Raw genomic sequence first — 26777 nt, forward strand, 5'->3', positions numbered from 1 at the left:
AGTTTCGGAGCGGCTGATGTCATTTGAAGGTCGGAAAAGTTATGCCTTCACCGCTCCGTGCCGGTGGTGGACGGCGCATAAGGCGGCGCAAACCGCGCCCAGAAGAGATAGCACGCCATCACGCTCGCCGCGCCCACGCCCGTGCCGAGCGGCACGCCCAGCGGACCGAAGAATCGGACGAGAACCGCGTTGGCGGCCAGTTTGGTCGCGAAACCGATCACGGATATCACGGTGATGGCCTTGTAGCGCGCCTCGCCCGCGAACAACTGGATCAGCACGCACATCCCGAAGGAAAACGGAATCTGCGAAAGCCCGAAGCGGAACAGGCTCGTGACCGCGATCGTGTCCTCGCTCGTGAACGCGCCCTTCTGGAACAGCAGCGCGATCGCGTACGGCGCGAGCACATAGGCGATGGCCGAGCCGATGGTCCCCACCGCCAGCATCACGAACGACCATTTCAGCGCCGTGCTGCGCGCCCGCGCATGATCGCCGCGATGCAGGATCTCCGAGAGGATCGGCAGCGTCGCGCGGCTGATGGCGATCGCGCCCATGCTCACGAGCAGCGACAGCAGGCGGTTGGCGTAGCCGAGCGTCGCGATGGCGCCATCGCCGAGTTGCGCCATGAAATACTGGTCGACGGGAAGCCACAGGTTCGCCACGACCGAGCCGATCAGCAGCATGGCGAGCGAGCGCATCGTGCGCGGCCACTGCTCCGCCTTGAACGACAGGCGCGGACGCGCCGGCACGAAATCGGCTCTGCGCGCCAGTATCCGCAGCCACGCGGCCTGTATGGCGATGCCGATCGCCGTGCCGAGCACGAGCGGCATGATCGACGCATGGTTGCGCGCGCCCAGCACGAACGCCAGCAACGCGATGGCCGGCACGCATTCGAGCAGCGTGTTGATGTGCTTTTCCGACGCCTGGAGCCGCGCCGACGAGATGCAGATCGTGAAGGCGAGCACGCCGGCCGGCGTCATGCCGATGACCATCTGCCGGCACATTTCGCGGGTCGAATCGGAGAGGCTGCCTGCGAAGAAGCCCACCATGTGCGGCCAGAAAAAGTAGAGCAGCAACGAGAACACGATGCCGATGGCGAGCCCCGCGCCTTCGAGTTCGCCGAGAAACCGGTCCTGTTGCGTCTTGTCCTTTCTGAGCGCGACGAGCGCGGTCACCAGCAGGACGCTCAGCTCGTTGGTGATCGTCGACGGCAGCCAGGTGACGAGCGTGAGCGCGAGCTGATAGGCGTCGACGGTGCCGCTGATGCCATAGCGGTACGCGATCGCCATTTCCTTCGATGCGCCGATCAACTTTCCGGCGAGCACGAACACGAGCAGGACAAGGGCGCTTCTCGCGATGCGCTTGTGGTCCTGATGAACGCCACCCAGACGTTTTCTTACCGATTCCACGGTTGCGGTCAGCACCTTTCCTCCGGCATGGCTTCTTTTGTTATATGAATCGAAAGAGGCAGGGTGCAGCAAAGGCGCTGCATCGACTGTTCGGCACGCCACCCGTCGTCGCGGATGGCCAATCCGCAGAGGTTTCTGACGCGGGACGTGACTTATCGCACCGATGGCGTCGCCGCGCCGGGTGAACCTTCCGGATTGACGCACGCGTTCAAAGGCGTGAGCCAGATCACTATCATGGACGGTCGCAATTGAAATTCGCATACAGGGTGGGTGAAAGCCAATGAGACGACCCATCGTGATTGGCGCGCTGCTCGTCGGCGTTGCGGTGCTTGCGATCGGCGTGCCGGGCGTGAAGACGCAGTTTCAGACGGCTTACGCCGCATGGGACGAAGGCCGTCTCCAGGAACACTTCTCGTGGAGCGGCTTAAAGCGCTGGTGGTACCGCACGACGGGCGGGGGCAGCCATCTGCGCGCAAGCCTCGACAATTCGCCGGTTCCGCCCACCGCCAGTTGCCCGCGGACGTCCTTCACGCCGCCCAAGCTGGTCGATCCGCGCAGCCCGAAGGATTTCGGCGCCGCGGGCAATGGCACCACCGACGACACCAAAGCGTTCCAGGCGGCCGTGGACGCCGGCGACGTGCTCGTGCCCGCGGGCACGTATCTGCTCAATCACACGGTCGTCGTCACGGCCAGCAACCGGCATATCCAGTGCGAGCCCGGCGTCACGCTCAGGAAGACCGTTCGCACGAACAGCAACATGTTCAATTACGAAGGCCCGTCGACGGGGAACAGTCTCGTCGGCTGCAACTTCGTGGGCGCCAACCCGACGCGCATCCGCGAGTGGGACACGACCGGTGAATACGATATTCCGGTCCAGACCAACGGCGCGGTCGATAGCTTCGTTCTCGCGGGCAACAGCTTCCGCGACTTCTTCGGCCAGTCGATGTTTCAGACCGAAGGGCAAGGCGGCGGCACCGGCGCGGTTCTGATGTTCAACTCGTTCGCGAACTGTCCGCTCTACGGCATTGCGCTGGTCGGATCGGTCAACGGGCATATCGCCTATAACCTCGCCGACAACTGCCGCATGGGCCCCGAGAACAACGATGCCACGCAGGACAGTGGCGGCAATGTCCTCGAATGCAACCGCATGATCAACGGCGGCAACATCACGGGCGGGACCAACGGATCGGGCGGCGTCGACTATAGCGGCAATGTCGTGCGTCATAACGTGCTCGACGGCGGCTACATGCAGATCAGCCCGCCGGAGCGCGGCAAAGCAGCCCGGTATATCGACAACACCTGCAACGACTGCGCGACCGAATAGCGGCCTGGCCTCGTTCTTCGGTTACTGCGCCGTGGAGCGCATCTTTCTTGCTTGCCGCTACTAGCGTGCGCGACTTCATGCTCGCCCGACGAACCATCGTCGGGCCGAAAGCCGCCCGGACGAACGATGGGACGGACCAGCGATGCGTCATAGCGGAATCACACCTGGCTTGCGCAAGGCAATTTCTGCCTTGCTGATTGCATGGCTTACCGCATGCGGCGGCGGCGGCGACTCGGGCGGCGGCGGCATGAGCAGTTCGTCCGCGCCGGCGGGCGGCGTCAAAATGCAGGTCGTATCGTTCGGCGACAGCCTGTCCGATGTCGGGACCTACGCGCCAATCGCGGGCGTGGTCGGCGGCGGGCGCTTCACGACGAATCCCGGCCAGGTATGGACGCAGGACGTCGCGCAATATTACGGCGACACGCTCACTGCCGCGTTCACGATCAACCTCGCGCACGAGTTGAAGGCGACCGGCGGGCTGGGCTATGCGCAGGGCGGCTCCACCGTCGCGACGCCGGCGAATCAGAATCAATTCCTGACCGATGTGATCGGCGACATCGAAATGCCGGTGAGCCAGCAGATTTCGAGCTATCTGTCGGCGCACGGCAGCTTTAATGCGGGCCAGTTAGTGTTCGTCTGGGGCGGCGCGAACGACGTGCTGCGCGCAGGCAGCCCGCCCGCCGCCGACACGACCGTGCAAAACGCTGCCACGACGCTCGCGCAACTCGTCGGGCAGATCGTGCAGAGCGGCGCCACGCATGTGGTCGTGATCAACGTGCCGAACATCGGACTCTCGCCCGATGGCATCAAATCGTCCGATGGCGGCGCGAACTTCACGCAGCTTTCGCAGCGCTTCAACGCGACGCTGAACGCCGCCCTGCAAGCGAACGGGCTGCAAGGCAAGGTCATCGTGATCGACGCTTATACGTGGACGACTCAGACCATCACGAACTATCAGGCCAACGGTTTTGTCGTGTCCAATACCGCCCAGGCCTGCGACCCATCGAAGACGCCGCACGACACGTCGCTCCTCTGCTCGCCGGCTACCTACGTCACGTCGAACGCGGACCAGACCTACATGTTCGCCGACGACCTGCATCCGACCACGCGCATGCATGCGCTTTTCGCGCAATACGTGGAGCAGCAGATCGCGGCAAGCGGACTCGGTCGCTGACTGCGCGCGACACTCACAGCCCGCGGCTCACGTGCCTGACGAACGCGTCGATGACGTCCTCGTTTCTCGACAGAAACACGAACTGACCGACGCGCCTCGAAACCAGCAGTCCCGCCTCGACGAGCGATGAGACGTGCGCCGACACCGTCGATTGCGCGAGACCGCTGCGCGCCTGGATCGTGTTCAGCGACACGCTGTGCCCGAATGCGACGCGTTCCTGCGCGAACGCCGCGTCCGGCGCCTTGAGCCACGCAAGGATGTCGCGCCGCAAGGGATTGGCGAGCGCCTTGTGAATCAGGTCGGCGTTCATGATTCAAAACATGTCCGTGCCGGTGGAGAAGTACGCATCCCGCTCCGATCGCGACGGAATGAACGGACCCGTGATCATGTTCGAATAGCTTTGACCGGGGCCGACCATCGGGAACACATCGGCGTTCTGATCGATCATGACTTCGAGGAACGCGGGACCGTCGAACTCGACGAATGCCTTGAGTTGCGCTTCGAGCTCTTCCATTTCCCGGACACGACTCGCGAACGCGAATCCATCGGCTAACGCGGCCTGAACGAAATCCTTGCGATGCAGCGCCTTGTCGCTCACGAACATGCGTCCATCATAGAAAAGGCGCTGCCACTGGCGGATCATGCCGTCGCCGCAATTGTTGAGCAGCAGCACCTTGACCGGAACGCCGTACGTGCTCGCCGTTTCCAGTTCGCCCATGTTCATGCGGATGCTGCCGTCGCCGTCGATATCGATCACGAGCGCATCCGGCCGCGCGAACTGGGCGCCGATCGCGGCGGGCAGGCCGAAACCCATCGTTCCCATGCTGCCCGATGTGAGCAAGCTGCGCGGCTCGACGAAATCGAAAAACTGCGCGGCCCACATCTGATGCTGACCCACGCCCGTACTGATGATCGCTTTGCCGCCGGTGATTTCGCTCAGTTTTTCGATCACCCATTGCGGCTGTATGAGCGCGCTCTGCCGGTCGTAATTCATGCCGTGCCTGCGCTTGAGCTCCATCGCGTCGGCGGTCCAGCGTAACGATGCCTGCGTAACCGGACCATGCGCCATCAAAGCGCGCAGCGTGTCCTTTGCATCGCCGATATGGGTCCACGATGCGCGTTTGACCTTGTTGATCTCCGCTTCGTCGATATCGATATGCGCGACATGACGCGCGTTCGGCGCGAACGTTTCCGGACGGCCGCCCGCGACGCGATCATCGAAACGCGCGCCCACCGCGATCAGAAAATCGCAGTCTTCCACGGCGTAGTTCGCGCATGCGGTCCCGTGCATTCCGAGCATGCCGAGCGCGAGTTCGTGCTTCGCGGGCATAGCGCCGAGCCCCATCAAAGTCGTCACGACGGGAATCCGATAACGCTCGGCGAACTGGCGCAATTCGGCCGCCGCACCCGACGCGACCACGCCGCCGCCCGCATACAGAAGCGGCCGTTTGCTGTGCGCGAGAAGATCGAAGAATTCGGCGCTGTGCGTCTCTTCGAGGCGAGCGCCCTTCGCCACCTGACGAAGGCGATCGGAGTAGCCGCGGAACTGCAACGTGCCATGTCCGCGATACGGTCCCCTCCAGTTCTGAATGTCTTTCGGCACATCGACCACGACCGGTCCCGGGCGTCCCGTGCGCGCGATATCGAACGCGGTGCGTAGCGTCTGTTCGAGCTTGTCCGGATCGGTCACGAGAAAGACCTGCTTCGCGCACGCCGACATGATGTTGAACACCGGCGCTTCCTGAAACGCGTCGGTGCCGATGGCGGCACGCGGCACCTGTCCGCAGATGAGCACGACAGGCACGGAATCGCCGTTGCAATCGGCGATCGGCGTCACGGCATTCGTCGCGCCCGGCCCCGACGTCACCATGAACACGCCGACCTTGCCGCTCGCCCGCGCATAGCCCGCGGCCATGAAACCCGCGGATTGTTCGTTCGACGGCACCACGAACCTGATCTGCCGCTCCGGCCGATCCGCGTGCATTTCATTGAAGCGGAACACCGCGTCATAGGTCGGCAAGATCGCGCCGCCGCTGTAGCCGAAGAGCGTATCCACGCCTTGTTCCGCCAGCACGCGCAGGATGATGTCGGCGCCAGAGAGCGATTCATCCGTATGTGTCATGTCAGGCTCTCCATCATCGCGTTGCTTTCTTCGATAGCGAACGCACGCGCGATCACTTCCGCCTGTCTCGCCACATGCACTGCGTGATAGCCCGGCGCAGTCGATGCCGAAGCGGCACGTCCCGCATAAGTCAGACTCACGCGCGCGGGCAGCATGTCACGCAATTGCGGCTCGACGAAGCTCCACGCGCCCTGATTGCGCGCCTCTTCCTGACACCAGATCACCTCTTTCAGATTCGGATAGCGCGCGAGTTCAGCGGCCAGTTGCCGCGCTGGAAACGGATACAACTGTTCGATGCGAATAACCGGCGTATCGTCGATGTCATGTTTGCGGCGATAGTCGAGCAGCTCGTAATACACCTTCCCCGAAGTGACGATGACACGCTCGACATCCGCGCGACGCGACGCATCGACGTGCTCGTCCGGAAGAACTTCACGGAAAGCGCCGTGAGCAAGATCGTCGAGCGAATTCACGGCTTCCGCGTGCCTCAGCAGCGACTTGGGCGTCATCACGATGAGCGGACGGGCATCGAAAGCAAGCACCTGCATGCGCAAGAGATGAAACAGTTGCGCGGGCGTCGTTGGCTGAACCACGCGCATGTTGTCCTGCGCGCTCAGTTGCAGATATCGCTCCAGCCGTGCCGACGCATGCTCGGGGCCCGCGCCTTCCTGACCATGAGGCAGGAACAGGGTCAATGCACTGCGTTGTCCCCACTTCGCCGCGCCCGCCGCGATGAACTGATCGATGACGACCTGCGCGCCGTTCGCGAAATCGCCGAATTGCGCTTCCCACACGACGAGCGCATCGCGATTGACCGTCGAATAGCCATATTCGAAGGCGAGCACCGCGGTTTCCGAAAGAATCGAGTTCGTCACCGTGAAGCGGCCCTGCGCTTCTCCGACATGATCGAGCGGAATGAAGACGCCATCCGAACGCGCCGTCCGCTTCTGGTTATGCAGCATCGCATGCCGATGATTGAACGTACCTCTCGCGCTGTCCTGTCCGCTCAGCCGCACATCGACGCCCTCGCCCAGCAGCGACGCGAATGCAAGATGCTCCGCCATGCCCCAGTCGACCGGTCTCGCACCTGTGGACATATCGCGGCGCGCAGTCATCAGCTTGTTGACGAGGGGATGAAGCTCATGACCTTCGGGCACGCTCGATATGCGCCGCGCCAGAACGTCGAGATGCTCGCGCGATGGGGCTTCGTAATGCGTGACGCCGCGTGCGCCGGACGCGCCCGCAAGCTCCTGCGTCTCGTCAGCGCGCGCCTGATCGAGCAGCCTGCGCCGCGCATCGACCAATGCCTCGGCTTGCTCCGCCGTCAAGACGCCTTCGCGAATCAGCCTGTGCGCGTACAGGGTCCGCACGCCGGGATGCGCGGCGATCGCGCGATACATCATCGGCTGCGTGATGGCGGGCGTGTCCTGTTCCTGATGCCCGTGCTTGCGAAAGCACACGAGATCGATCACGACGCTGCGTCCGAACGCCGTGCGATAGTCGAGCGCAAGGCGCACGGCCATTGCGACTGCTTCGGGATCGTCGCCGTTGACGTGCAGCACCGGCGCCTCGATCAGCTTGACGATATCGGTCGCATAGAACGACGAGCGCGTGTCGCGAGGATCGGACGTCGTGAAGCCGATCTGATTGTTCACGACGATATGCACCGTGCCGCCCGTGCCATGTCCGCGCGTGTAGGAAAGACTCAGGGTTTCCATCACGACGCCTTGCCCCGACATCGCCGCATCGCCATGGATTTCGACTGGCAGCACGTGCGTGGCGCCGTCGGACGGTAGCGCGTCCGCCTTTGCGCGCGCCATTCCCTGAACGACCGGATTCACGACTTCGAGATGCGACGGATTGAACGCAAGCACGACTTCCACCGGTCCATCGGCGGTCTGCGTGACAGTGCTGAATCCCTTGTGATACTTGACATCGCCTTCGGGCAGATCGTCGGTGTCCTTGCCGTCGAATTCATCGAAGAGCGCATGCAACGGCTTGCCGGCGACGTTCACCAGCACGTTCAGCCGTCCGCGATGCGCCATGCCCATCACGACCGAGCGCACGTCTTTCGAAGCGCCGTAGCGCACGAGTTCGTCGAGCAGGACGATCAGCGATTCGCCGCCTTCGAGCGAGAAGCGCTTTTGCCCGACGAAGCGCGTGTGCAGATACTTTTCGAGCCCTTCGGCCGCTGTGAGGCGTTCGAGAAAGCGCTGCTTGTCCGCGACCGGGAACGAGAGCTTCGCGCGCGTCGATTCGAGCCGCATCTGCCACCAGCGCCGCTCGCTCGCATCGGTGAGATGCATGAACTCCGCGCCCAGCGTGCCGGTATAGGTTTGTTCGAGCGCAGCGGCGATGTCTTCCAGCGTCGCGTCTTCATCGAAGAGATAGGTGTCGGCGGTGCTGAAGTGCGTCGCCATGTCCGCCGACGTCAGGCCATAGTACGCGGGCGTGAGTTCCGCTAGCGTACGCCGCGGCTGCCATTGCAACGGATCGAGATCGGCCTTGCGCGTGCCGATCGTGCGGAACGCCGTCATGAGCGATTGCACGGCGACCTGCTTTCTCGCGAGCGCGAGACCGTCACCGGCGGGCATCGCAAAGTCATGCGGCCGTCGCGCAAGCTCGATGAAGTTCGACACCACGGGCGCGTGCGGTTCGTCATCGCGATCGCTTCCGTCGATGGCGGGCGTTTCGCGCAATGCATCGAACCATGCGCGCCATTCATCCGTGACCGACGCCGGGTCGGTCAGATAAAGCTCGTATTGCTCTTCGACATACGGCGCATTGGCGCCGGACAGAAATGAGTTTCGACGTTTCTCGATCAGCATGATGACCATCCTTCGTGTGCAGCGCGAGCCGAGTGCGCCCGCTTCATGAGATGAAGTCTAGACAGCCGGGGCGGCGTCGAAGGAGGCGATTGGCGCGTTGTCGGGCCACTCCGTGCCGAATTTGGGCCACGCGGCACGTATGCGCTTCTCAAGGTCATCGAACGTGCGCGCGTTTGTTACATCGCGGTAAAAGTCATTTGCGGGCAAGGGCGTCTTACGCGCGCGCACGTTGGGATAGACTGGGCCATCGCTTGAAATTCACGCATTTACTTCACGAAGGTCACGGCATGAAAGTCGCCCTTGTTCTGTTCGACGGTGTGCAGGCACTCGACGTTGCAGGCCCGCTCGATGTCTTCGCGGAAGCCAACACGCATCTGCCCGCGGACCAGCAATACGAAGTCTCGCTCGTCGGAAAAGAGGCCGGCGTCGTGACCGCTTCGAACGGCATGCAGATCATCGTGCCGGTGGGCTATCTCGACGCCCTCGCCACCGACACGCAATACGATCTGCTTCTGGTAGCGGGCGGACCGCAGTTGCCCGACTGGAAACCGCCCGTCGAATTTCTCGCGTGGCTGCGCAAACAGGCTCACGGCGCCGCGCGCTTCGGCTCCGTCTGCAATGGCGCGTTCGTGCTCGGCCATGCCGGCCTGCTCGATGGCCAGCAGGTCACGACGCACTGGTCGGATGCAGGACGTCTCGCGAAGACATTTCCGCGCGCCTCCGTGCAGCCCGACAAGATCTTCATGCGCGACGGACGCCTCTTCACTTCCGCCGGCGTATCGGCGGGCATCGATCTGTGTCTGACGCTCGTCGCCGAGGACTTTGGACATGAACACGCGGTGCGCGTGGCGAAACGCCTCGTCGTCTACATTCAGCGCGAAGGCGGGCAATCGCAGTACAGCCCCTACATTGCAACGACGAAGGAAGATGCGCCGATCATCGGCAAGGTGCATCGGTATGTGACCGAGCATATCGGCGATGCGCTGTCCATCGAGCAACTCGCGAATGCTGTTTCCGTGAGCCGCCGGACCTTTTCGCGGCTCTTCGCGAGGCATGCGAAGGTCACGCCATCGGCATATGTCGAACAGGTTCGCGTCGATACCGCGAGGACGCTGCTCGAGACGAGCGATGCGCCGCTCAAGACCGTCGCGTTCAAATGCGGCTTTCATAGCGCGACACATATGCGCATGATCTTTTCGCGGCGGCTCAACGTCACGCCGAAGCAATATCGCGAGCGGTTCCGCGGCAATGTAGACCTCGAAACCGCGCATCAGGCAAGCGTGCATGTCATCGAGCGTGTGATGCAGGAGGAACTGGCGGAGGCCGCGTGAGCGACGCGTTACCGGATATCGTCGCGCCTGGCTTGTCGGCCGTGTTCTGCGGAATCAATCCCGGCATGCTCGCCGCGGCAACGGGCCATCATTTCGCGGGCCGCGGCAATCGCTTCTGGCGCGTCGTTCATCTCGCCGGCTTCACGCCAGTACAACTCCTTCCCGAAGACGATCGCACATTCCTTCGATACGGCTATGGCCTCACGACGGCCGTCGCGCGCCCGACCGCACGCGCGGAGATGTTGTCGCGCGTCGAGATCGTCGCGGCGGCATCCGCGTTCGAAGCCAAGATCGCAAGCCTCGCGCCGCGTTATATCGCGTTTCTCGGCAAGATGGCGCTATCCGCCATCACCGGCAAGCGGGATATCGAATGGGGAGCGCAAGCCGGGACTTTCGGCGGCGCGCGCGCATGGGTATTGCCGAATCCGAGCGGCTTGAACCGTTCCTTCAGCCTCGATGAACTGGTGATCGCGTATCGCGAGCTTCATGCGGCGGCTGCGTCCGCAATGCCCGTCGAAGCACCGTGAGTCTTGCGCCCGCGGAGGCCATCGGCGCATCGCAGATGGGTATTCATGCGCAATGTCTCCGTCGCGAATTCCAGAAACGCGCGAATCTTGCCGCTCGCACCGCGGCGCTCCACATGCAACAGGCTCACCGGCACCGCCTCGGGCTCGAATGCCGCGAGAATGGGCCGAAGCCTGCGGCCGAGCACTTCGGGAATCGCCTGATACGAAAGCAACTGTGTGATGCCGACGCCATCGCGAGCCGCCGCGATGGCAGCAGGCGCGAGATCGACGATCATGCGCGGCTGAAGCCGCACGGGCAACCTCACGCCCTGCGCGGCGAACACCCATTCCAGCGGATTCGACACGCCCGTGAAGGACACGCAGTCGTGCCGCGTCAGCTCCCTCGGATGATCCGGCTCTCCGTGTGCCTCGAGATAGGCCGGCGAAGCATAGGTTTTGCGCCGCACATGCCCCAGCGGAACCGCGAATGTCGTCGAATCCCCGAGATGACCGATGCGTATGGCGATATCCACGCCTTCATCGAGCAATCGCGTGGTGCGATCGGCATACACCACCTGAATGCTGATGTCCGGATAGCGCAGCGCGAACGCGTTGATGAGCGGCGCGACGAATCGCTGGCCGAACAACACCGGCGCTGAAATCGTCAGCGTTCCCACCGGTTTCGCGTGATACGTGCCGATGTTCGCTTCCGCTTCGGCAATGGCATCGAGCACTTGCCGGCACGTGTCGAGATAGGCGATGCCGGCATCCGTGGGACGCACAGAACGCGTCGTGCGTGCGAGCAGTTGTGCGCCCGTGCGCGCTTCGAGCGAGTTGAGCGCCCTCGACACCGCAGCCGTCGATAAGCCGAGCTTGTCCGACGCGCTGGTGAAGCCACCGCTGTCGACGATGGCCACGAAGACTTCCATCTCACGCAATCTGTCCATTCTCAATCCCGAAGCACAAGCTGTTTGCCCGGCGATTGTAGTCAGAGCGATGGCGCGTGAATCGCAACGGCCTGAATCCGACACAAATTGGCCAGGCTCGAACGGGACGTCTGCACTGGCCCATACAGCGCATTGATTGGCCCGAATCGCCTGTCCGTCAACCTTCAACAAAGCCATGCCGTCTCCGACAATGAATCAACGGCGACGCGTGGCAATCACACGCACGCGCGCTCCAACTCTATAAGCGAGCCTGTCATGTTCTCTGCGATGCTTGAAGTCAATCCGATTGCCGATCAGTTCGATGCCTATCTCGGCATGGCGAAAATGCTGCGGCCCGAACTCGAAAAGATCGATGGTTTCATCGATAACACACGATACGCAAGCCTCACGCGCGAAGGCTGGCTGCTCTCGCTCTCGACCTGGCGCGATGAAAAGTCCCTCGTTCGATGGCGCACGACGACCAAGCATCACAAGATACAGCAGGCGGCGCGCGATCGCGTGTTCGCCGATTATCGTCTGCGCATCGGGCAGATCGTGACGGATACGCGCGTGCCCGATGGACATGCGCTCATCGAACAACGCCTCGACGTAACCGAAACAGGCGCGGGCAAGGCGGTGACGCTGCTCGATGCTACACGCGCGCCCGAATGGGTCAGGCAAGCCGGCCCGCAAAGCATCGCGAGATCGCTGGGGCTCGATATGGAAGCGCCCGGCCTCGTGACATGGGATGCCTTCGATGCGCTGCTCGCGCCGGGCGAAGCTATCGTCGTCGCGACGTGGCGCGATCAGGCCGCGGCCGACGCGTTCGAACGCGATATCGCGCGGCCGGATGACGTGCGCCTGCGTCACATCCGCGTGATTCGCGAATACGGCATGTTCGACCGCCGCGAAGCGCCGCAGTACTTCGAAGAAGCGAAGCGCGCGGTGTAACGATGAGCACCGCCGAACCATTGACCAACGACACGCAGGCGCCATCGGCGTCTCGCGTCCATCATCCCGCGTTGCCGCTTCGTCTCGCGATCGGCCTGGCCGGGATGCTGCTCGCATCGTTGCTGGCCATATTGAACGAACAGGTCACCGCATTTGCGATGACCGACATTCAAGGCGCGCTTTCGATCGGACATGACGACGGAACCTGGCTCACCACCTTGTTCGAAGCGGCCAACGTCGCGACGATGGTCTTCGCGCCGTGGTTCGGCATCACGTTCACGCTCAAGCGGTTCACGATCGGCGCCGTGCTCGCCACGATGCTCTTCGGGCTTCTTTGCCCGCTGGCGCCGAATCTTTCGGCGCTTTATGTGTTGCGCGTATTGCAGGGCATGGCGGGCGGCTGTCTGCCGCCGATGCTCATCATCGTGGCATTGCGTTACCTTCCGCCGAAAATCAAGCTCTACGGGCTCGCCGGCTATGCGATGACCGCGACCTTCGGCCCCGCGCTCGGCACGCCGCTCGCCGCGTTATGGACCGAGTACGTCAGCTGGAAGCTGGCTTTCTGGCAGATCGTGCCGCTCGGCATCGTGTGTTGCGTGGCAATTCAACGCGGGCTTCCCGACGATCCGCTCAAGCTCGAACGTTTTCGATCGTTCGACTGGACGGGCTTTCTCTCCGGCTGCCCCGCCATCGCGATGCTCGTGACCGGCCTTCTGCAAGGCGACCGGCTCGACTGGCTGAACTCGGATTTCATCTGCGTGATGCTGATCGGCGGATCGGCGCTGCTGGCGGTGTTCTTCGTCAACGAATGGTTTCATCCGCTGCCCTTCTTCAAGCTGCAACTCTTGTCGAGGCGAAACTTCTCGCATGGACTGACGACGCTCGCGGGCGCCGTGATCCTGCTCGTCGGCGTCGCTGCGATACCCGGCCAGCATCTCGCGCGAATCCATGCGTACCGGCCACTGCAAACCGCGCCGCTCTCGCTGCTGGTCGCGCTGCCGCTGCTCGTCGCGCTTCCGCTGACGGCCGCGCTGCTGAACCTGAAGCGCGTCGATTCCCGCTGGGTCATGGCGACGGGACTGTGCCTCATGATCGCGACCTGCGCGATGGGCAGCTTCATGACGTCCGAGTGGATCCGCGACGACTTCTACCTGCTGCAATGCCTGCAGATCGCCGCGCAGCCGATGCTGATTCTCGCGATCCTGATGGGCGTCACCACCGGCCTGCCGCCGACCGAAGGCCCGTTCGCCTCCGCGATGTTCAACTCGGTCAAGACCTTCAGCGCCGCCGTGGCGACCGCGCTCATCGAAGGGATCGGCACGCATCGCGAACGCTTTCATTCGAACGTGCTCGTGGATCAGCTCGGCAACCGGACGTTCATCGCGCATCAGGGCATGGATACGGCGCAACTCGCGCAGCTCGCGCATCGCGTTCACGAACAGGCGCTGGTGATGATGTCCGCTGATCTCTATCGCGTGATGGCGTGCGTGGCCGTCGCGCTTCTGCTTCTCGTTCCGGTGCTGCCCGTGCGTATCTATCCGCCGTGGACCGCTACACCGCCTTCCTCGAAATAACCGCATCAAGGACGCTTCTCATGTCATCCCTCATCCGTTTCCGTTCCAGGCTCATTCGCATCGCGGTGCCGGTGGCCGCGGTCGCGGTCGCCGCGTGGGCGAGCGTCCGGCTTCTCTCCGATCCGACCACCGAAATCACGAACGACGCCTACGTGCAAGCCGATTTCACGCTCGTCGCACCGCGCATCGCGGGCCAGATTGCCGATGTGCTCGTCGACGACAATCAGTCGGTCAAGGCCGGGCAACTGCTCGCGCGCATCGATGACCGCGACTTCCGCGCCGCCTTGATGAGCGCGCAAGCCGACGTGACGGCGGCGAGCGCAGCCGTCGCAAACTTCGATGCCGAAATCGCGCGGCATCCGTCGCTCGTCGACCAGGCCCGCGCCACGCTGCGTTCCGACGATGCCGCGATCGGCTTCGCGCGTGCGAATGCATCGCGCTATCAGAGTCTTTCGGAGACGGGCGCGGGCACCGCGCAGGAGCAGCAGCGCGCATCCAGCACGCTCGAACAGCAGCTCGCGCAACAGGCCCACGACCGCGCCGTATTCATCGCGACGCAGCAGAATCTCGACGTGTTGCGCACGCAGCGCGACAAGGCGGCGGGCGCGCTGGCGCGAGCCGTTGCGGCGCTGGAGCAGGCGAAGCTGAACCTGTCGTACACGGAGATTCATGCGCCCGTCGACGGCAAAGTGGGACGGCGTTCGGCCCGCGTCGGCGCGTTCGTGACGCCCGGCGCGCCGGTGCTCGCCATCGTCCCGCTGACGGACGCATATGTGGTCGCGAACTTTCAGGAGAACCAGATCACGAAGATGCGCCCCGGCGAAAGCGTGCGCATCAAGGTCGACAGCTTGCCAGGCGTCGTCATCAAAGGCCGTGTCGATAGTCTCGCGCCCGCCACCGGCGTAAGCTTCGCGCCCATCGCGCCCGACAACGCAACGGGCAACTTCACGAAGATCGTGCAGCGCGTGCCGGTAAAGATCACGATCGATCGCGGGCAGGAAGCGGCATCGGCGCTGAGCGTAGGACTGTCCGCCGAAGCCGAAGTGATGCTCGGCCGGCGCGGCGAGACGCTTGCTCAGGGAGCCGACGCGAAATGAACACGAACGAACCTTCGCTGCGCTCGATCGCGCTTGCCGTGCTGGCGTCCTTCGTGATGGCCGGATGCACGGTCGGCCCGGACTTCGAACATCCGAGGAGCGCCGCGCCCGACGTTTTCGAGCGGACGCAAACAGCGCAGGCGCCGAGCAAGCCCGTGGAAGCGGCCTTCAATCCCGACTGGTGGACGCTCTTCGGCGATCCGACGCTCGACGCGCTGGAGAAGCGCCTCGCCGATGCGAATCTCGATGTGGCTGCTGCCTCGGCCCGACTGCGTCAGAGCCGTGCCGAACAGCGCGTCGCCGGTGCGGCCGCGTTGCCGACGATCGGTGGCGCGGCATCGTATAACCGCGAGCGCGGCAGCGAGAACGGCATTCTGTCGCTGCTCGGCGTGACGCCGTCGCAGAGTCAGCCGCAGTCCGCATCGGGCGACGCGCCGCTCGGCGTATCGGCGATGCCGGGCTCCAAAGGATCACCCGCCTACAACCTGTATCAGGCCGGCTTCGATGCATCGTGGGAACTCGACATCTGGGGCCGCGTGCGACGCGGCGTCGAAGCCGCGAGCGCACTGACGGATGCATCGTATGAAGACCGCAACGCGGTGCTGCTGTCAGCGCGCGCCGAGCTCGCGCGCGACTACATCGAATTGCGCGATACGCAGTCGCTGCTCGATATCGCGAAGCAGAACCTCGATATCGCCCGCGATGCGGTGAGGCTCACGAAGATCCGCGTGCGCGAAGGCGTCACGACGGACCTCGATGTCGCCAACGCATCGGCGCAAATGGAGACCATCGAGAGCCTGATTCCGACGCTCGAATCGCATCGCGATACGACCATCAACGCCATCGGCGTATTGCTCGGCGAGCAGCCGGGCGCGCTGCGTAACATGCTGGTCGATGCGCGCGACGTGCCGAAGCTGCCGGATCAGGTGCCGATCGGATTTGCGTCGGAGCTGGCGCAGCGCAGGCCGGACATCCAGAAGGCCGAAGCGCAGTTGCATGCGGCCACGGCGTCGATCGGCATGGCGAAGGCGGACTTCTATCCGCGCATCACGCTCAATGGCAGCGCGGGCCTTCAGAGCCTGCAACTGTCCAGTCTCGCCGAATGGGCGTCGGGACAGTTCGTGATCGGACCGTCGATCACGTTTCCGATCTTCGAAGGCGGGCGGCTCAAGGGCACCTTGCAACTGCGCGAGGCGCAGCAACAGGAAGCGGCCATCGTCTACAAGCGCACGGTGCTCGAAGCATGGCGCGAAGTGGACGACGCGCTGCTCGTCTACGATGCAGAACAGCGCCGGCACGACAATCTCGCGAACGTGGTGAACCTGAATCAGCGTGCGCTCGGCATCGCGCAACAGCGTTATAAAGCCGGCGCGCTCGACTATCTCGATGTGCTCAATGTGCAGCGGCAATTGCTCGACGCGCAAAGCAAGCTGGAGCAAAGCAAGGCGACAGCCGCGGAGAATCTCATCACGTTATGCAAGTCGCTCGGCGGCGGCTGGGAGACGACATTCGGAGAGCATCAGGCGAGTCGTTGAGCGCATGACATGTGAAAAGGCCGGAGCGTAGACATACGCTCCGGCCTTGCTTTTACGCGCTTTTCTTGCGGCTACGCTTCGACGATCCGCACATCGTAGTCTTCGTCGACGAACGCGACGATGAACTCTTCCGGCATCAGCCACGAGTCGACATCGACGGTATGCGTTGCGATATCGACGCGCACCTTCGCGTCGGCGTCGACGGTCTTCATCGCGTGTTCGAGCGTGGCGATGTCGTCGGAGTGAATGGTTTGCTTGACTGAGAATTTCATTTGATTGCTCCAGTAATGAAGGTCTTCAAATCGAATGTAGGCGCTTTCATTCGAGATTTGCACACCCGCGTCCGATGAACAGTCTTGCGCCGCGGGTACAAATACACATGCGGCGTATCGTTCAGTGACCGCCCGCGCCCGCCGATCCTGCGCCCGCGCCCTTACCCGGCTTCGTCAGCCAGACGAGCGGCACGATCGCGATGAAGATCACCGCGGAAAGCCAGAAGATGTCGTTGAGGCCGAGCATCGCGGCCTGCGTCGTCAACGATCGCTCAAAGAACGCGAGCGCCTGCGAAGAGCTGCCGCCGAGTGTGTCCTGAATCGCACCGAGCGCGCCGACGAAGGTCGGGTTATGCACGCTCGCCTGTTCGACGAGTTGCGAATGATGAAGAATGGTGCGGTCGTTCCAGCCCGTCGCCGCGAGCGATGTGCCGACCGCGCCCGCGAACACGCGCACGAAGTTCGACAGGCCCGCCGCCGCCGGAATCCTCGCGGGCGGCAAGCCGGACAGAATGATCGCCGTCAGCGGCACGAAGAAGAGCGCGGTCGGTATGCCTTGCAGCAGCGTCGGGACCACGAGCGTATAAGTGTCCACGCCGGTCGTATAGTGCGAGCGCATGAAGAACACGGCGGCGAATCCGAAGAACGCAAGCGTCGCGAGCACACGAGCGTCCGATCGCGGCATGATCTTGCCCATGACCGGCGCGAGTATCACGGCGAAGATGCCGAGCGGCGCGGTCGCGAGACCGGCATCGACGGAACGGTAGCCGAGATATCCCTGCATCCACTGCGGCAACAACACGAGGTTCGAGAAGAACACCGCATACGCGACCGATATCGCCACCGTTCCGCCGAGAAAATTGCGCTGCAGGAAAAGCTTGATATCGACCACGGGGTTCGTTTCGGTCAGTTCCCAGATCAGGAAGAACACGAAGCTGACGAGCGCAAAGATTCCCAATGCGACGATCACCGGCGAATTGAACCAGTCGAGGTCCTTGCCCTTGTCGAGCATGATCTGCAACGACGCGACCCACGCAATCAGCGACAACAACCCGATCTTGTCGATCGGCACGCGTTTCACCGGCGTTTCGCGCTCGCGATAGATCGCCCACGTCACGCCCGCGGCGAACAGGCCGACCGGAATGTTGATGTAGAAGATCCACGACCACGAATAGCTGTCCGTGATCCAGCCGCCGAGCGCGGGGCCCGCGATGGGTCCGACGGTCGCGGTCATCGCCCAGAGTGCGAGCGCGGTCGAGCTTTTCTCCTTCGGATAGGACGCGAGCAGAATGGCCTGCGACATCGGAATCAGCGGGCCGGCCACCGCGCCCTGCAAGATGCGTGCGGCGAGCAGCACCGGCAGATTCGGCGCGATGCCGCACAGCCACGATGACACCACGAAGAGCAGGATCGACCAGACGAACAGCCTGATCTGCCCGAGGCGCTGCGTGAGCCAGCCGGTCAGTGGAATCGAGATCGCGTTGGCGGCGGCGAAGAGCGTGATGACCCACGTGCCCTCGTCGACCGACACGCCGAGATTGCCCGCGATGGTTGGAATCGCGACATTGGCGATCGACGAGTCGAGCACGTTCATGAACGTCGCGAGCGCGACGGCGATGGTCGCCAGCACGAGTTTGCCGCCATGCAACGGCGCGGGTTGAGCGGTCGGGTTCATTGCATCACCTGTATTGTCTGTTGCTGACGTGTCAGATAGTTGGATGAAAGAAAGCGCGCATCAGTGTTTCGGCACGTTCTCCGCGACGATTCGTTCGATCTCCGCATTCGCTTCTTCGCCGTAGTGGCTGAAAACATCCGTGCGATACGAAGTAGTCGATGCCGCGCCGAGTTGCGTGCCCGACTGATCGCGCGTCTCGACTTCCACGTTCATCGACAGCCCGATGCGCAGTGGATGCGCGTCCAGTTCGCGCCGATCGAGACGGATGCGCACGGGCAAACGCTGCACGACCTTGATCCAGTTGCCCGTGGCATTCTGCGCGGGCAGCACGGCGAAGGCCGCGCCCGTGCCTGCCGAGAATCCTTCGACATGGCCGTGGTACTTCACCTTCGCGCCGTATGCGTCGGCGGTGAGCATGACCGGCTGGCCGATGCGCATGTGCGCGAGCTGCACTTCCTTGAAGTTGGCGTCGACCCAGACGCCGTCGAGCGGCACGATCGCCATCAGCGGCGTGCCCGGCGCGACGCGTTGCCCGACCTGCACCGAGCGGCGCGCGACGTAGCCCGTCACCGGCGCGGGCAGCGTGTTGCGCGCATCGTCGAGCCAGGCGTCGCGCACTTTCGCGGCTGCCGCCTGCACGTTCGGATGACGTTCGACCGACGTTCGATCGGTCAGCGCGTGATTCGCCTCGGATTGCTGGCGCACCGCATCGAGCGCGGCCTGCGCGGCGCTCACGGCATCGCGCGCATGGGCGATGTCTTCGCCCGACACCGCGCCCGTTTCCGCGATCGTCATGCGGCGCTTCAGGTCCGACTGCGCGCGTATCAGATCGGACTGGCGTTGCGCGACCGTCGCCGCGTAGTACGCGTTGTTCACGTACAGGCTGCTCACTTGCCGCACCGCCTGCGCGAGATTCGCTTCGGCGTTGGCGAGTGCGACTTTTGCATCGGCGGTGTCGAGCGTGACGACGGGCGCGCCCTGATGCACGATCTGCGTGTCATCGGCGTTCACGGCGATCACCGTGCCGCTGACTTCGGGCGTCAGTTGTACAAGATTGCCGCTCACATAGGCGTCGTCGGTCGATTCGAAAAATCGGCCCGTCGTGTAGTAATAGCCGCCCCACCCCGCGCCGCCGATCAGGATCGACGCCGCGAGCAGCGAGAGCAGGAGTTTGCGTTTTCTGCGCGGTTTGTCTTTTACTTCGGATTCCGATTTATTCGCGTCGGTACGTTCGGTAGTGATGGTGTCGCTCATTTCAGTGCTCCGGTTCAATGACGTCGATCAACGTGCGGCGAGCGCATCGGCTGAGGTATCCGTGTAGCCGCCGCCCAACGCAGCCGCGAGCGCGATCTGCTGATCGCGCCGGTCCATTTTCAGATTCGCGACCGCGCGTTCCGCCGCGAGCGCATTGGTCTCTGCGTTCAGCACCGTCAGCTGATTCGTGAGCCCCGCGCGGTACTGCGTGAGCGCCAACCGCTGCGCGCTGTGCGCCGCATCTTCGGCGATGTTCGCGTCGACGAGCTGCGCATCGGTCGAGCGGATCTGCGAGAGCTGCGTGGCGACGTCGGAGAGTGCGGTGACGAGCGTCTGGTTGTAGGTCGCGACCGCGTAGTCGAAATCGGCATAGCGGCCTTTCAGTTGAGCGCGCAGCGCGCCGCCGTCGAAGATCGGCAGATGGATCGCCGAACCCGCGGACATCGTGCGGCTCGCCGCCGTCAACAGGCGGCCAAAGCCGAACGCATCGAGCCCGAGCGATGCGCTCAGATTGATGTCGGGATAGAACTCGGCCTTCGCTTCCTTGATGTCGTGCGTCATCGAATCGACGCGCCAGCGCGCCGCGACGATATCCGGGCGACGGCTCACGAGATCGGCGGGAAGATTGCCGGGCAGACGCACTTCATCGCCGACACCGAGTTGCGGACGCGCGATCGACAGCCCGCGATCCGGGCCTTTGCCGAGCAGCGCCGCGATCTGATAGCGCGTTGCGAGAATGCGTCCATCGAGCGACGAAAGGGTCGCACGGCTCGATGCGAGATCGGCCTCGGCGGTCTTGCGTTCCACTTCGGTATCGAGCCCGTTGGCGATGCGGCCCGCCGTGATGCGCACGATGTGTGCGCGCTCATCGACCTCGTTCTGCGCGATATCGCGCAACGCGTAAAGCCGAGCAAGCTGGTTGTAGGTCCGCGCGATGGACGTATCGAGCGCGAGCCGCACCGCTTCGGCATCGGCCCTGCTCGCCTGCACTTGCGAGACGGCGGCGCTGAGCGCCTCGCGATTCTTGCCCCACAAATCGAGCTCGTAGGACGCCGACAGAAGCCCTTTGTTCTCCGACTGCCACGAGCCGGCATAAGGCGGCGGCACGAGCGCGTTCTCGGAGTAGCGCTGGCGCGTGTACGAATACGACGCGCCGACTTGCGGCATTGTGTTCGCCTTCGCGGTTTCGCTATACGCCGACGCCGCCGCGATACGGGCGCGCGCCTGTTCGAGCGTCGGGCTCCCGGCGAGCGCCTCGTCGAGCAGCGCGTGCAATTGCGCATCGCCGAACTGATCGGCCCAGTCGGGCGCGGGCCAGCGGCCTTCACCGGCAGGAAGGCTCTGCTGCGTCTCATAGCTTTGCGGCTGCGCGATTTGCTTGTCGCTATGAATGCCGGCGTAATTCGCGCACGCGGACAGCACCGCGGCGAACATCAGGGTAATGCCGGTTCTCATGAGACGCGAACCGAACGTGCCGGGTCCGGTCACAAATTTAGATTGCTTTTTCACTTTCTGACCTATCAGATAAATGGACGAAAAAATTGCGCGAACGTTTCGTGCGCCGCGCAATCAGTCTTCGAGGAACTTGTTCAGCAGCCGGAGGAATTCCTTGAACTCGCTTCTGTTGAACTTTCTCAGGCGGCCGTTCAGCACGACCGGCACGATATGCGGCAATTCCTGGGCGACTTTTTCACCCTCGCGAGTCAGCGTCAGATTGACGACACGGCGGTCTTCAAGACTGCGCGCGCGTTGCAGCAGGCCTTTTGCTTCGAGCTTGTCGAGCATGCGCGTCATCAGGCCCGTATCGATGCCGAGCAGTTTCGACAACTCAAAAGGCGTCTGGGTGACGCCGCCGCGCATGGACAGGAGAATGCCCATCTGCTGAGTGGTGATGTCGAGGTCTTTCAGCGATGCGTCCAGTTCGGCGACGAGAAGGTTGCGCGCCTTATTGATCGCGAAGCCGACGCTTTCCGTCAGAGTGAAGCTTTCAGGGGTGTAGTGATCCACGTCTTTCTCCAGCGTAGGGAGTGGCATGGACGTAAATTTACTGCAAAGTCAGAATTTGTCAATGTCTATTTTCGGCGCGATCGTGCGGAACATCGCTGCAGCGCTCCACGGGTCGTCTCGTCGACCACGTCTGATAACATGGCGGGAAAGAAGAACTGCTGAATAACCCTAGTACATGATCGCCTCATCCACAGTAAACTCCTTGGGCGCCTGTCGTTTTCGTGAATAAGCACTCCCGTGCAGTTAAAAGGGTAAAACATTCATGTCCGCACCGCCGAAGATCAGTGTTCTTGTGCCTGTGTACAAAGTTGAGCCGTATATCGAAGAGTGTCTCGACTCGTTACTGTCACAAACCTCCACCGATTTCGAGATTATTGCCGTCGACGATAGCAGTCCTGACAGATCGGGCGAAATGACCTTGCGCATCCTCGAAGAGCAAAGCAGGATTCGATGGCAGTTCATTAAAAACCCCGTAAACAAAGGGCTCGCCGAGACCCGCAGGGTTGCGGCGCTCGCAGCCCGAGGCGAGTACGTACTGTGCGTCGACAGCGATGACCACGTGCATCACGATCTCGTGCGCAGGGTCATCGAAGAGGCGGAAAAGCATCATGCGGATGTCGTGATCTTTGCTGCGGAGAACATCAGTCCTGAAGGTAAGATCAATTATCGCGTTGAGGCCGGCGACGCCATCATGAGCGGCGTGGAGGCAGTCGAAAAGATTCTCGATTTGTCGATGCAGGCTTATTGCTTCAACAAACTCGTGCGCCGGTCCATATTCCTCGCCATAGAGCATCCGTCCGGACTGATCTACGAAGATATCTGCGTGTCGGTGCAGACGCTCGGCAAATCGAACGTCGTGCGCCTCATGCCCGACACCTTGTACTCGTACATGTATCGCGAATCGGGAATTTCGACACGCTTCAATCCGAAGATCGTCGACATTTTTGCCATCATGGATCGTGTTGAGAGAAGCACGGCGTCCATGCCGATTCGCAATTACCGCAAACTTTTGTTCAGACTGAAATATGTCTATGGTTATCGGACGATTGCGTTTCAGGCTGCGACCAAGGCGCCGACGTATCGACTGGCCAAGCCCATTCTCGACAGCGTTGCAGAAAGGCTGCGTCTGACGCATTTGCTTGGCATGTATTCGGATCATCGGCCGAAACTGTCTTTCGTGATGGCGATGCTCAAAATCCATCCGTGGCTTTTCTACTGCTTCGTGCGACGCTTCGGCCGATAATCATCAGCTTTCCTTTTATTCGTTTCGACCCTTCATGCTTTCCACTGATGATTGAGTAAGTTTTGCTGTCGCATTCTGGCCGCATGGTCTTTTTTGCTGTCACAGACGTTTACATTCATCTCATAAGACGATAACCTTGCGTCCGTTGTCTGGTTTTCGGCAACGGTTGCCGGTGCAGTGTCAGGGAGTCGAAATAATCCGCACTTCTGACCGCCAACGCAAACGTTTCCTTTTCTTCTGACGACTCCGCCTTCGAACTGAGCTCGTTCGTCATTTCGTAGGCCCAAACGGGCGAACACAGTTGTTTGCTCGACTCCGCCATCCAGCGCTTGCCGTGTTGCGCGCTGGACCTTATCAGCGAATCCGTGCCGTTCTGGTTAGCGTGCAGCGCCTCGATTTTGGCGTCGCGTAGCCGGCCTTGTCTTGCACATGTCGTTCGGATGACTAATCAATGCCATTTCGACGACACCACGGATCAGCGTGACGCCGACGTTACTATGTTGGCTCTCACATCGCCTGGAAGGTCCTTCAGCGTGCCAGAAACTCACGAGCATTGCGCCCATATATTAGCAATGCTAAACGCAATGACGAATCGCAAAAACAACTCTCTTCGCCGTTCCAACCTAATTTCGGCACGCAAGGCCGCCGCGATCGCGACCGCGGTTCTCACGAGCGTGCTGCTCGCCGCGTGCGGTGGCGGCAGCGACGGCGATCTGGCCGCAACCGCCAAGAGCGCCGACGACCTGCCCGACTCGACTGCCAAGGCTTCGACCAGCACGTCGATCTTCTATGGCGCGAATGGCCGCAACACGAACGGCGGCGCGTACGACTCCACGGCCGTCACGACGCAGCTCGCGCAACTACAGGACCTCGGCGCGAAGATCTATCGTAACGACGTGTACAGCCTGAACTCGGCGAAGGTCGTCGCAAAGATGGCGCAGACGATGGCGGCCAGCGGCGTGACGGTGTACCCGGTCATCTTGCTGGGTACCGGCTACAACAACGAGCAGGACGCCTATAACGCGGGCTATAACCTCGGCAAGCAAGTCGCGGGCACCTACAAGTACAAGTATTACGAAGTCGCCAACGAACTGGAGTCGCAAGCGCTAACCGGCAATGTCGACGGTACGAACTGGAGCCACTACAGGAATCAGCCTTACGTGGTCGCGCGCGGCGTGATCCGCGGGTTGATCGCAGGCGTGAAGTCGGTGGACGGCTCGGCCAAGATCATCGTCAATGGCACGTGGCTGCACTACTCGTTCTTCCAGATGCTCATGGACGGCTCGCAGCCCGACGGCACGCGCGGCCACCCGACCGTCAGCTGGGACATCACCGCATGGCACTGGTATTCGGATCAGGGCGACATGACGCACGCATGCGGCGGCACCGGTTGCTATGACATGCTGGGCATACTCCATTCGTTCGGCAAGCCCGTGTGGATCAATGAATTCGGCGTGCGTCCGAACTACGGCAGCGATTCGCAGATTGCGTCGTATATGGCCGGCAACCGAATGATGGCTCAATTCCAGAGCGTGGCCTCGAAGTACAACATTCAGTCGATCCAGGCGTTCGAACTGTATGACGACAGCGAAGGCGCATTTGGTCTGATGAAATCGGACGGTCAGACGCCGAAAGATGCATACTGGGCCTACAAGAACTTCGTTGCCAGCCATCCCATGTAACTTGCAGCAGGCGCGATAGCGCGCCGAGTTATCCTGTTTCACGAGCGACCCTTTGCGGTCGCTCGTTGCGTTTTGGGACCCGTTTGAATTCATGGGTCGTGGAAGCGCAAGCGACTCGCCGTCTCTATATGTCATACGAATCGATATGATTTGTTCGGGTTCCTAACTCCCCATCTGCGGCCTGCGCCACACTGAGCGCTTGACGCGCCCTCAACCATACAGATAGCCTACGTTTCATCGATAATAAGCTTTCAAAACTTTCCTACGCAAACGCGCACCACGTTCGATAGTGAGTCGGTTGCCGCGGGGTTTTGATTGTTCGATGTTTCATGCGCGCGGTCGCAACGTCCGCCATCCCCGCTCGTCGATCCGGCTAATAAAGCCGCGACAGGTTCTTGCTTTTCTCCTCTCGCGATCATCCGCAAACGTTCTCTGCGGGGTCTCGCACGTCGTTAAATGACGTCGCCTCAGCGCCGGGTTAAGTACCGCACAGAACGCGGCGTACAGCCTGTCATTCTTGCCCCCACATCGCGTCTGATGCTTCACATGACGCGTGGCGACGAAAGACTAAAGGGGCACACATGAGTAATCCTAAGAAAAAGACGTTGAACACCGTGATCAAGCTCAGCGCGATCGTGATCGCCGCGGCTACTGCCAATTTTGCGTCCGCGCAAACGGCAGCGAATCCTTGCAATAGCCAAACTTCCGAGGGGTGTGCGCCTGTCGGCCTGAGCGGTGTGATGACGGTCGCGGCTGCGGATTCGTCGACGAGCACGTCGTCGTCGACGGAACCGACGGTCGACACGCAGTCGTCAATCGTCCTCTTGCTCGAGGGCGGTCGCGGCGATGGCTCGTCGGGATCGCGCTCGGGGGGCGGCAACGCGAGCGGCTCGGGTAACACGGGCGGGTCGGGCACCGGTCAGGGCTCGGTCGGAGCCGGGCCAGGCGCAACGGCAGGTGCAGGCGGCACGGCTGGCTCAGGCACGGGAGGCAGCGCGGGCGGTGGCACCGGCTCGGGATCGGGCGGAACCGGAAATGGAAGCTCGGGCCCCGGTAATTCGGGGGGCGGCGATTCCGGTGGAGGAGATTCCGGCGGAGACACGGGCGGGCATGGTCATCACGGCCACGGTCATGGCGATGGCGATGGCCACGGACACGGTCATGGCGATGGTGACGGCCACGGTCATGGCGATGGTGACGGTCATGGCGACGGCCACGGGCACGGCGACGGGCACGGGCACGGTGATGGCGGTCACGGCGATGGCGGCCACGGCGATGGCGGTCACGGCGACGGCGGTCACGGCGATGGCGGTCACGGCGACGGCGGCCACGGCGATGGTGGTCACGGCGACGGCGGTCACGGCGGCGTAGGCCACGGCGATGGCGGCCACGGCGACGGCGGTCACAGCGACGGCGGTCACGGCGACGGCGGCCACGGCGACGGCGGCCACGGCGATGGCGGTCACGGCGACGGCGGTCACGGCGACGGCGGTCATGGCGACGGCGGTCACGGCGACGGCGGCCACGGTGACGGCGGCCACGGTGACGGCGGCCACGGCGATGGCGGCCACGGCGATGGCGGCCACGGTGACGGCGGCCACGGCGATGGTGGTCACGGCGATGGTGGTCACGGCGATGGCGGCCACGGCGGCGTTGGCCACGGCGATGGCGGTCATGGCGATGGCGGCCACGGCGGCGTTGGCCACGGCGATGGCGGTCATGGCGACGGCGGTCACGGCGGCTCAAGCAGTGGGCACGGCGGCGGTAACGGCGGTGGCAATGGCGGCGGCGGCTCCGGTGGTGGTCACGGCGGTGGCGGCAACGGCGGCGGGGGTAGCGGCGGCGGCTCCGGTGGTGGAAATGGCGGTGG

22 protein-coding genes are annotated in these 26777 nt (G+C 62.7%); 10 read left to right on the forward strand and 12 right to left on the reverse strand.

From position 1 onward, the window contains the following. Nucleotides 1-47 precede the first annotated feature (47 nt). A complete protein-coding gene (gene murJ, locus AWB74_RS33805; RefSeq protein WP_061150972.1) occupies nucleotides 48-1421 on the reverse strand; it encodes a murein biosynthesis integral membrane protein MurJ in 1374 nt (457 codons plus the stop codon). Nucleotides 1422-1686: 265 nt separating this feature from the next. Here murJ and AWB74_RS33810 point away from each other — a divergent pair, with 265 nt between their 5' ends. Next, nucleotides 1687-2730 (forward strand): glycosyl hydrolase family 28-related protein, encoded by a 1044-nt coding sequence (locus AWB74_RS33810; protein ID WP_061150973.1) that lies wholly within the window; start codon nucleotides 1687-1689, stop codon nucleotides 2728-2730. A 142-nt stretch (nucleotides 2731-2872) separates the two neighbouring features. Beyond that, nucleotides 2873-3904, forward strand: coding sequence for an SGNH/GDSL hydrolase family protein (locus AWB74_RS33815; protein WP_061150974.1), 1032 nt, complete (start codon nucleotides 2873-2875; stop codon nucleotides 3902-3904). 13 nt (nucleotides 3905-3917) lie between these two features. Here AWB74_RS33815 and AWB74_RS33820 read toward each other — a convergent pair whose 3' ends face one another. The 3 genes from AWB74_RS33820 to AWB74_RS33830 are packed head-to-tail and all read right to left on the reverse strand — an operon-like array spanning nucleotide 3918 to nucleotide 8854. Beyond that, entirely contained in the window at nucleotides 3918-4214 is a 297-nt protein-coding gene (locus AWB74_RS33820; protein WP_061150975.1) for an ArsR/SmtB family transcription factor, read from the reverse strand. 3 nt (nucleotides 4215-4217) lie between these two features. Next, nucleotides 4218-6026 carry a biosynthetic-type acetolactate synthase large subunit gene (gene ilvB, locus AWB74_RS33825; RefSeq protein WP_061150976.1) on the reverse strand — a complete coding sequence of 603 codons (1809 nt, stop codon included), beginning with the start codon at nucleotides 6024-6026 and terminating at the stop codon, nucleotides 4218-4220. Beyond that, nucleotides 6023-8854 carry a 2-oxoglutarate dehydrogenase E1 component gene (locus AWB74_RS33830; RefSeq protein WP_061150993.1) on the reverse strand — a complete coding sequence of 944 codons (2832 nt, stop codon included), beginning with the start codon at nucleotides 8852-8854 and terminating at the stop codon, nucleotides 6023-6025. The genes ilvB and AWB74_RS33830 overlap by 4 nt, the downstream gene beginning before the upstream one ends. 287 nt (nucleotides 8855-9141) lie before the next feature. Between AWB74_RS33830 and AWB74_RS33835 the strand changes: the two genes are divergently transcribed. Continuing rightward, nucleotides 9142-10185 carry a GlxA family transcriptional regulator gene (locus AWB74_RS33835; protein ID WP_061150977.1) on the forward strand — a complete coding sequence of 348 codons (1044 nt, stop codon included), beginning with the start codon at nucleotides 9142-9144 and terminating at the stop codon, nucleotides 10183-10185. Further along, nucleotides 10182-10712 carry a G/U mismatch-specific DNA glycosylase gene (gene mug / locus AWB74_RS33840; protein WP_061150978.1) on the forward strand — a complete coding sequence of 177 codons (531 nt, stop codon included), beginning with the start codon at nucleotides 10182-10184 and terminating at the stop codon, nucleotides 10710-10712. The genes AWB74_RS33835 and mug overlap by 4 nt, the downstream gene beginning before the upstream one ends. On the opposite strand, the gene AWB74_RS33845 is transcribed toward mug, so the two are convergent. Continuing rightward, on the reverse strand, nucleotides 10670-11638 hold the full coding sequence (locus tag AWB74_RS33845; RefSeq protein ID WP_061150979.1) for a LysR family transcriptional regulator: 969 nt from the start codon (nucleotides 11636-11638) through the stop codon (nucleotides 10670-10672). The genes mug and AWB74_RS33845 overlap by 43 nt on opposite strands. Nucleotides 11639-11893: 255 nt before the next feature. Here AWB74_RS33845 and AWB74_RS33850 point away from each other — a divergent pair, with 255 nt between their 5' ends. From AWB74_RS33850 to AWB74_RS33865, 4 genes are read left to right on the forward strand one after another with little or no spacing between them, the layout of a single operon-like run. Continuing rightward, nucleotides 11894-12568 carry an antibiotic biosynthesis monooxygenase family protein gene (locus AWB74_RS33850; RefSeq protein WP_061150980.1) on the forward strand — a complete coding sequence of 225 codons (675 nt, stop codon included), beginning with the start codon at nucleotides 11894-11896 and terminating at the stop codon, nucleotides 12566-12568. Between the two features lie 2 nt (nucleotides 12569-12570). Then, on the forward strand, nucleotides 12571-14142 hold the full coding sequence (locus AWB74_RS33855) for an MFS transporter (protein ID WP_061150981.1): 1572 nt from the start codon (nucleotides 12571-12573) through the stop codon (nucleotides 14140-14142). 20 nt (nucleotides 14143-14162) lie between these two features. After that, nucleotides 14163-15239, forward strand: a complete 1077-nt coding sequence (locus AWB74_RS33860) for an HlyD family secretion protein (protein ID WP_061150982.1) — start codon at nucleotides 14163-14165, stop codon at nucleotides 15237-15239. Next, the gene (locus AWB74_RS33865; protein WP_061150983.1) at nucleotides 15236-16774 is read left to right on the forward strand and encodes an efflux transporter outer membrane subunit; all 1539 of its coding nucleotides are present in this window, start codon (nucleotides 15236-15238) and stop codon (nucleotides 16772-16774) included. Before AWB74_RS33860 ends, AWB74_RS33865 begins: the two co-directional genes overlap by 4 nt. Nucleotides 16775-16845: 71 nt before the next feature. Here AWB74_RS33865 and AWB74_RS33870 read toward each other — a convergent pair whose 3' ends face one another. From AWB74_RS33870 to AWB74_RS33890, 5 genes are all read right to left on the reverse strand, one after another. Further along, entirely contained in the window at nucleotides 16846-17046 is a 201-nt protein-coding gene (locus tag AWB74_RS33870) for a hypothetical protein (protein WP_061150984.1), read from the reverse strand. 121 nt (nucleotides 17047-17167) lie between these two features. Next, nucleotides 17168-18721, reverse strand: coding sequence for a DHA2 family efflux MFS transporter permease subunit (locus tag AWB74_RS33875; protein WP_061150985.1), 1554 nt, complete (start codon nucleotides 18719-18721; stop codon nucleotides 17168-17170). Nucleotides 18722-18781: 60 nt separating this feature from the next. Then, the gene (locus tag AWB74_RS33880) at nucleotides 18782-19975 is read right to left on the reverse strand and encodes an HlyD family secretion protein (protein WP_061150986.1); all 1194 of its coding nucleotides are present in this window, start codon (nucleotides 19973-19975) and stop codon (nucleotides 18782-18784) included. Between the two features lie 27 nt (nucleotides 19976-20002). After that, nucleotides 20003-21430 (reverse strand): efflux transporter outer membrane subunit, encoded by a 1428-nt coding sequence (locus tag AWB74_RS33885; protein WP_061150994.1) that lies wholly within the window; start codon nucleotides 21428-21430, stop codon nucleotides 20003-20005. Between the two features lie 114 nt (nucleotides 21431-21544). Beyond that, nucleotides 21545-21982, reverse strand: a complete 438-nt coding sequence (locus tag AWB74_RS33890; RefSeq protein WP_061150987.1) for a MarR family winged helix-turn-helix transcriptional regulator — start codon at nucleotides 21980-21982, stop codon at nucleotides 21545-21547. A gap of 262 nt (nucleotides 21983-22244) precedes the next feature. On the opposite strand from AWB74_RS33890, the gene AWB74_RS33895 reads away from it, so the two are divergent. After that, the gene (locus AWB74_RS33895) at nucleotides 22245-23225 is read left to right on the forward strand and encodes a glycosyltransferase family 2 protein (protein WP_061150988.1); all 981 of its coding nucleotides are present in this window, start codon (nucleotides 22245-22247) and stop codon (nucleotides 23223-23225) included. Nucleotides 23226-23809: 584 nt separating this feature from the next. After that, nucleotides 23810-24907 carry a glycoside hydrolase family protein gene (locus tag AWB74_RS33900; protein ID WP_235024776.1) on the forward strand — a complete coding sequence of 366 codons (1098 nt, stop codon included), beginning with the start codon at nucleotides 23810-23812 and terminating at the stop codon, nucleotides 24905-24907. Between the two features lie 511 nt (nucleotides 24908-25418). Here the strand turns inward: AWB74_RS33900 and AWB74_RS33905 are convergent. Both AWB74_RS33905 and AWB74_RS48265 read right to left on the reverse strand, forming a co-directional pair. Beyond that, on the reverse strand, nucleotides 25419-25823 hold the full coding sequence (locus tag AWB74_RS33905) for a hypothetical protein (protein ID WP_061150990.1): 405 nt from the start codon (nucleotides 25821-25823) through the stop codon (nucleotides 25419-25421). A gap of 61 nt (nucleotides 25824-25884) precedes the next feature. Then, nucleotides 25885-26643 (reverse strand): hypothetical protein, encoded by a 759-nt coding sequence (locus tag AWB74_RS48265; RefSeq protein ID WP_160110344.1) that lies wholly within the window; start codon nucleotides 26641-26643, stop codon nucleotides 25885-25887. Nucleotides 26644-26777: the final 134 nt, after the last annotated feature.

The organism is Caballeronia arvi (assembly GCF_001544695.2).
Classification (GTDB): domain Bacteria; phylum Pseudomonadota; class Gammaproteobacteria; order Burkholderiales; family Burkholderiaceae; genus Caballeronia; species Caballeronia arvi.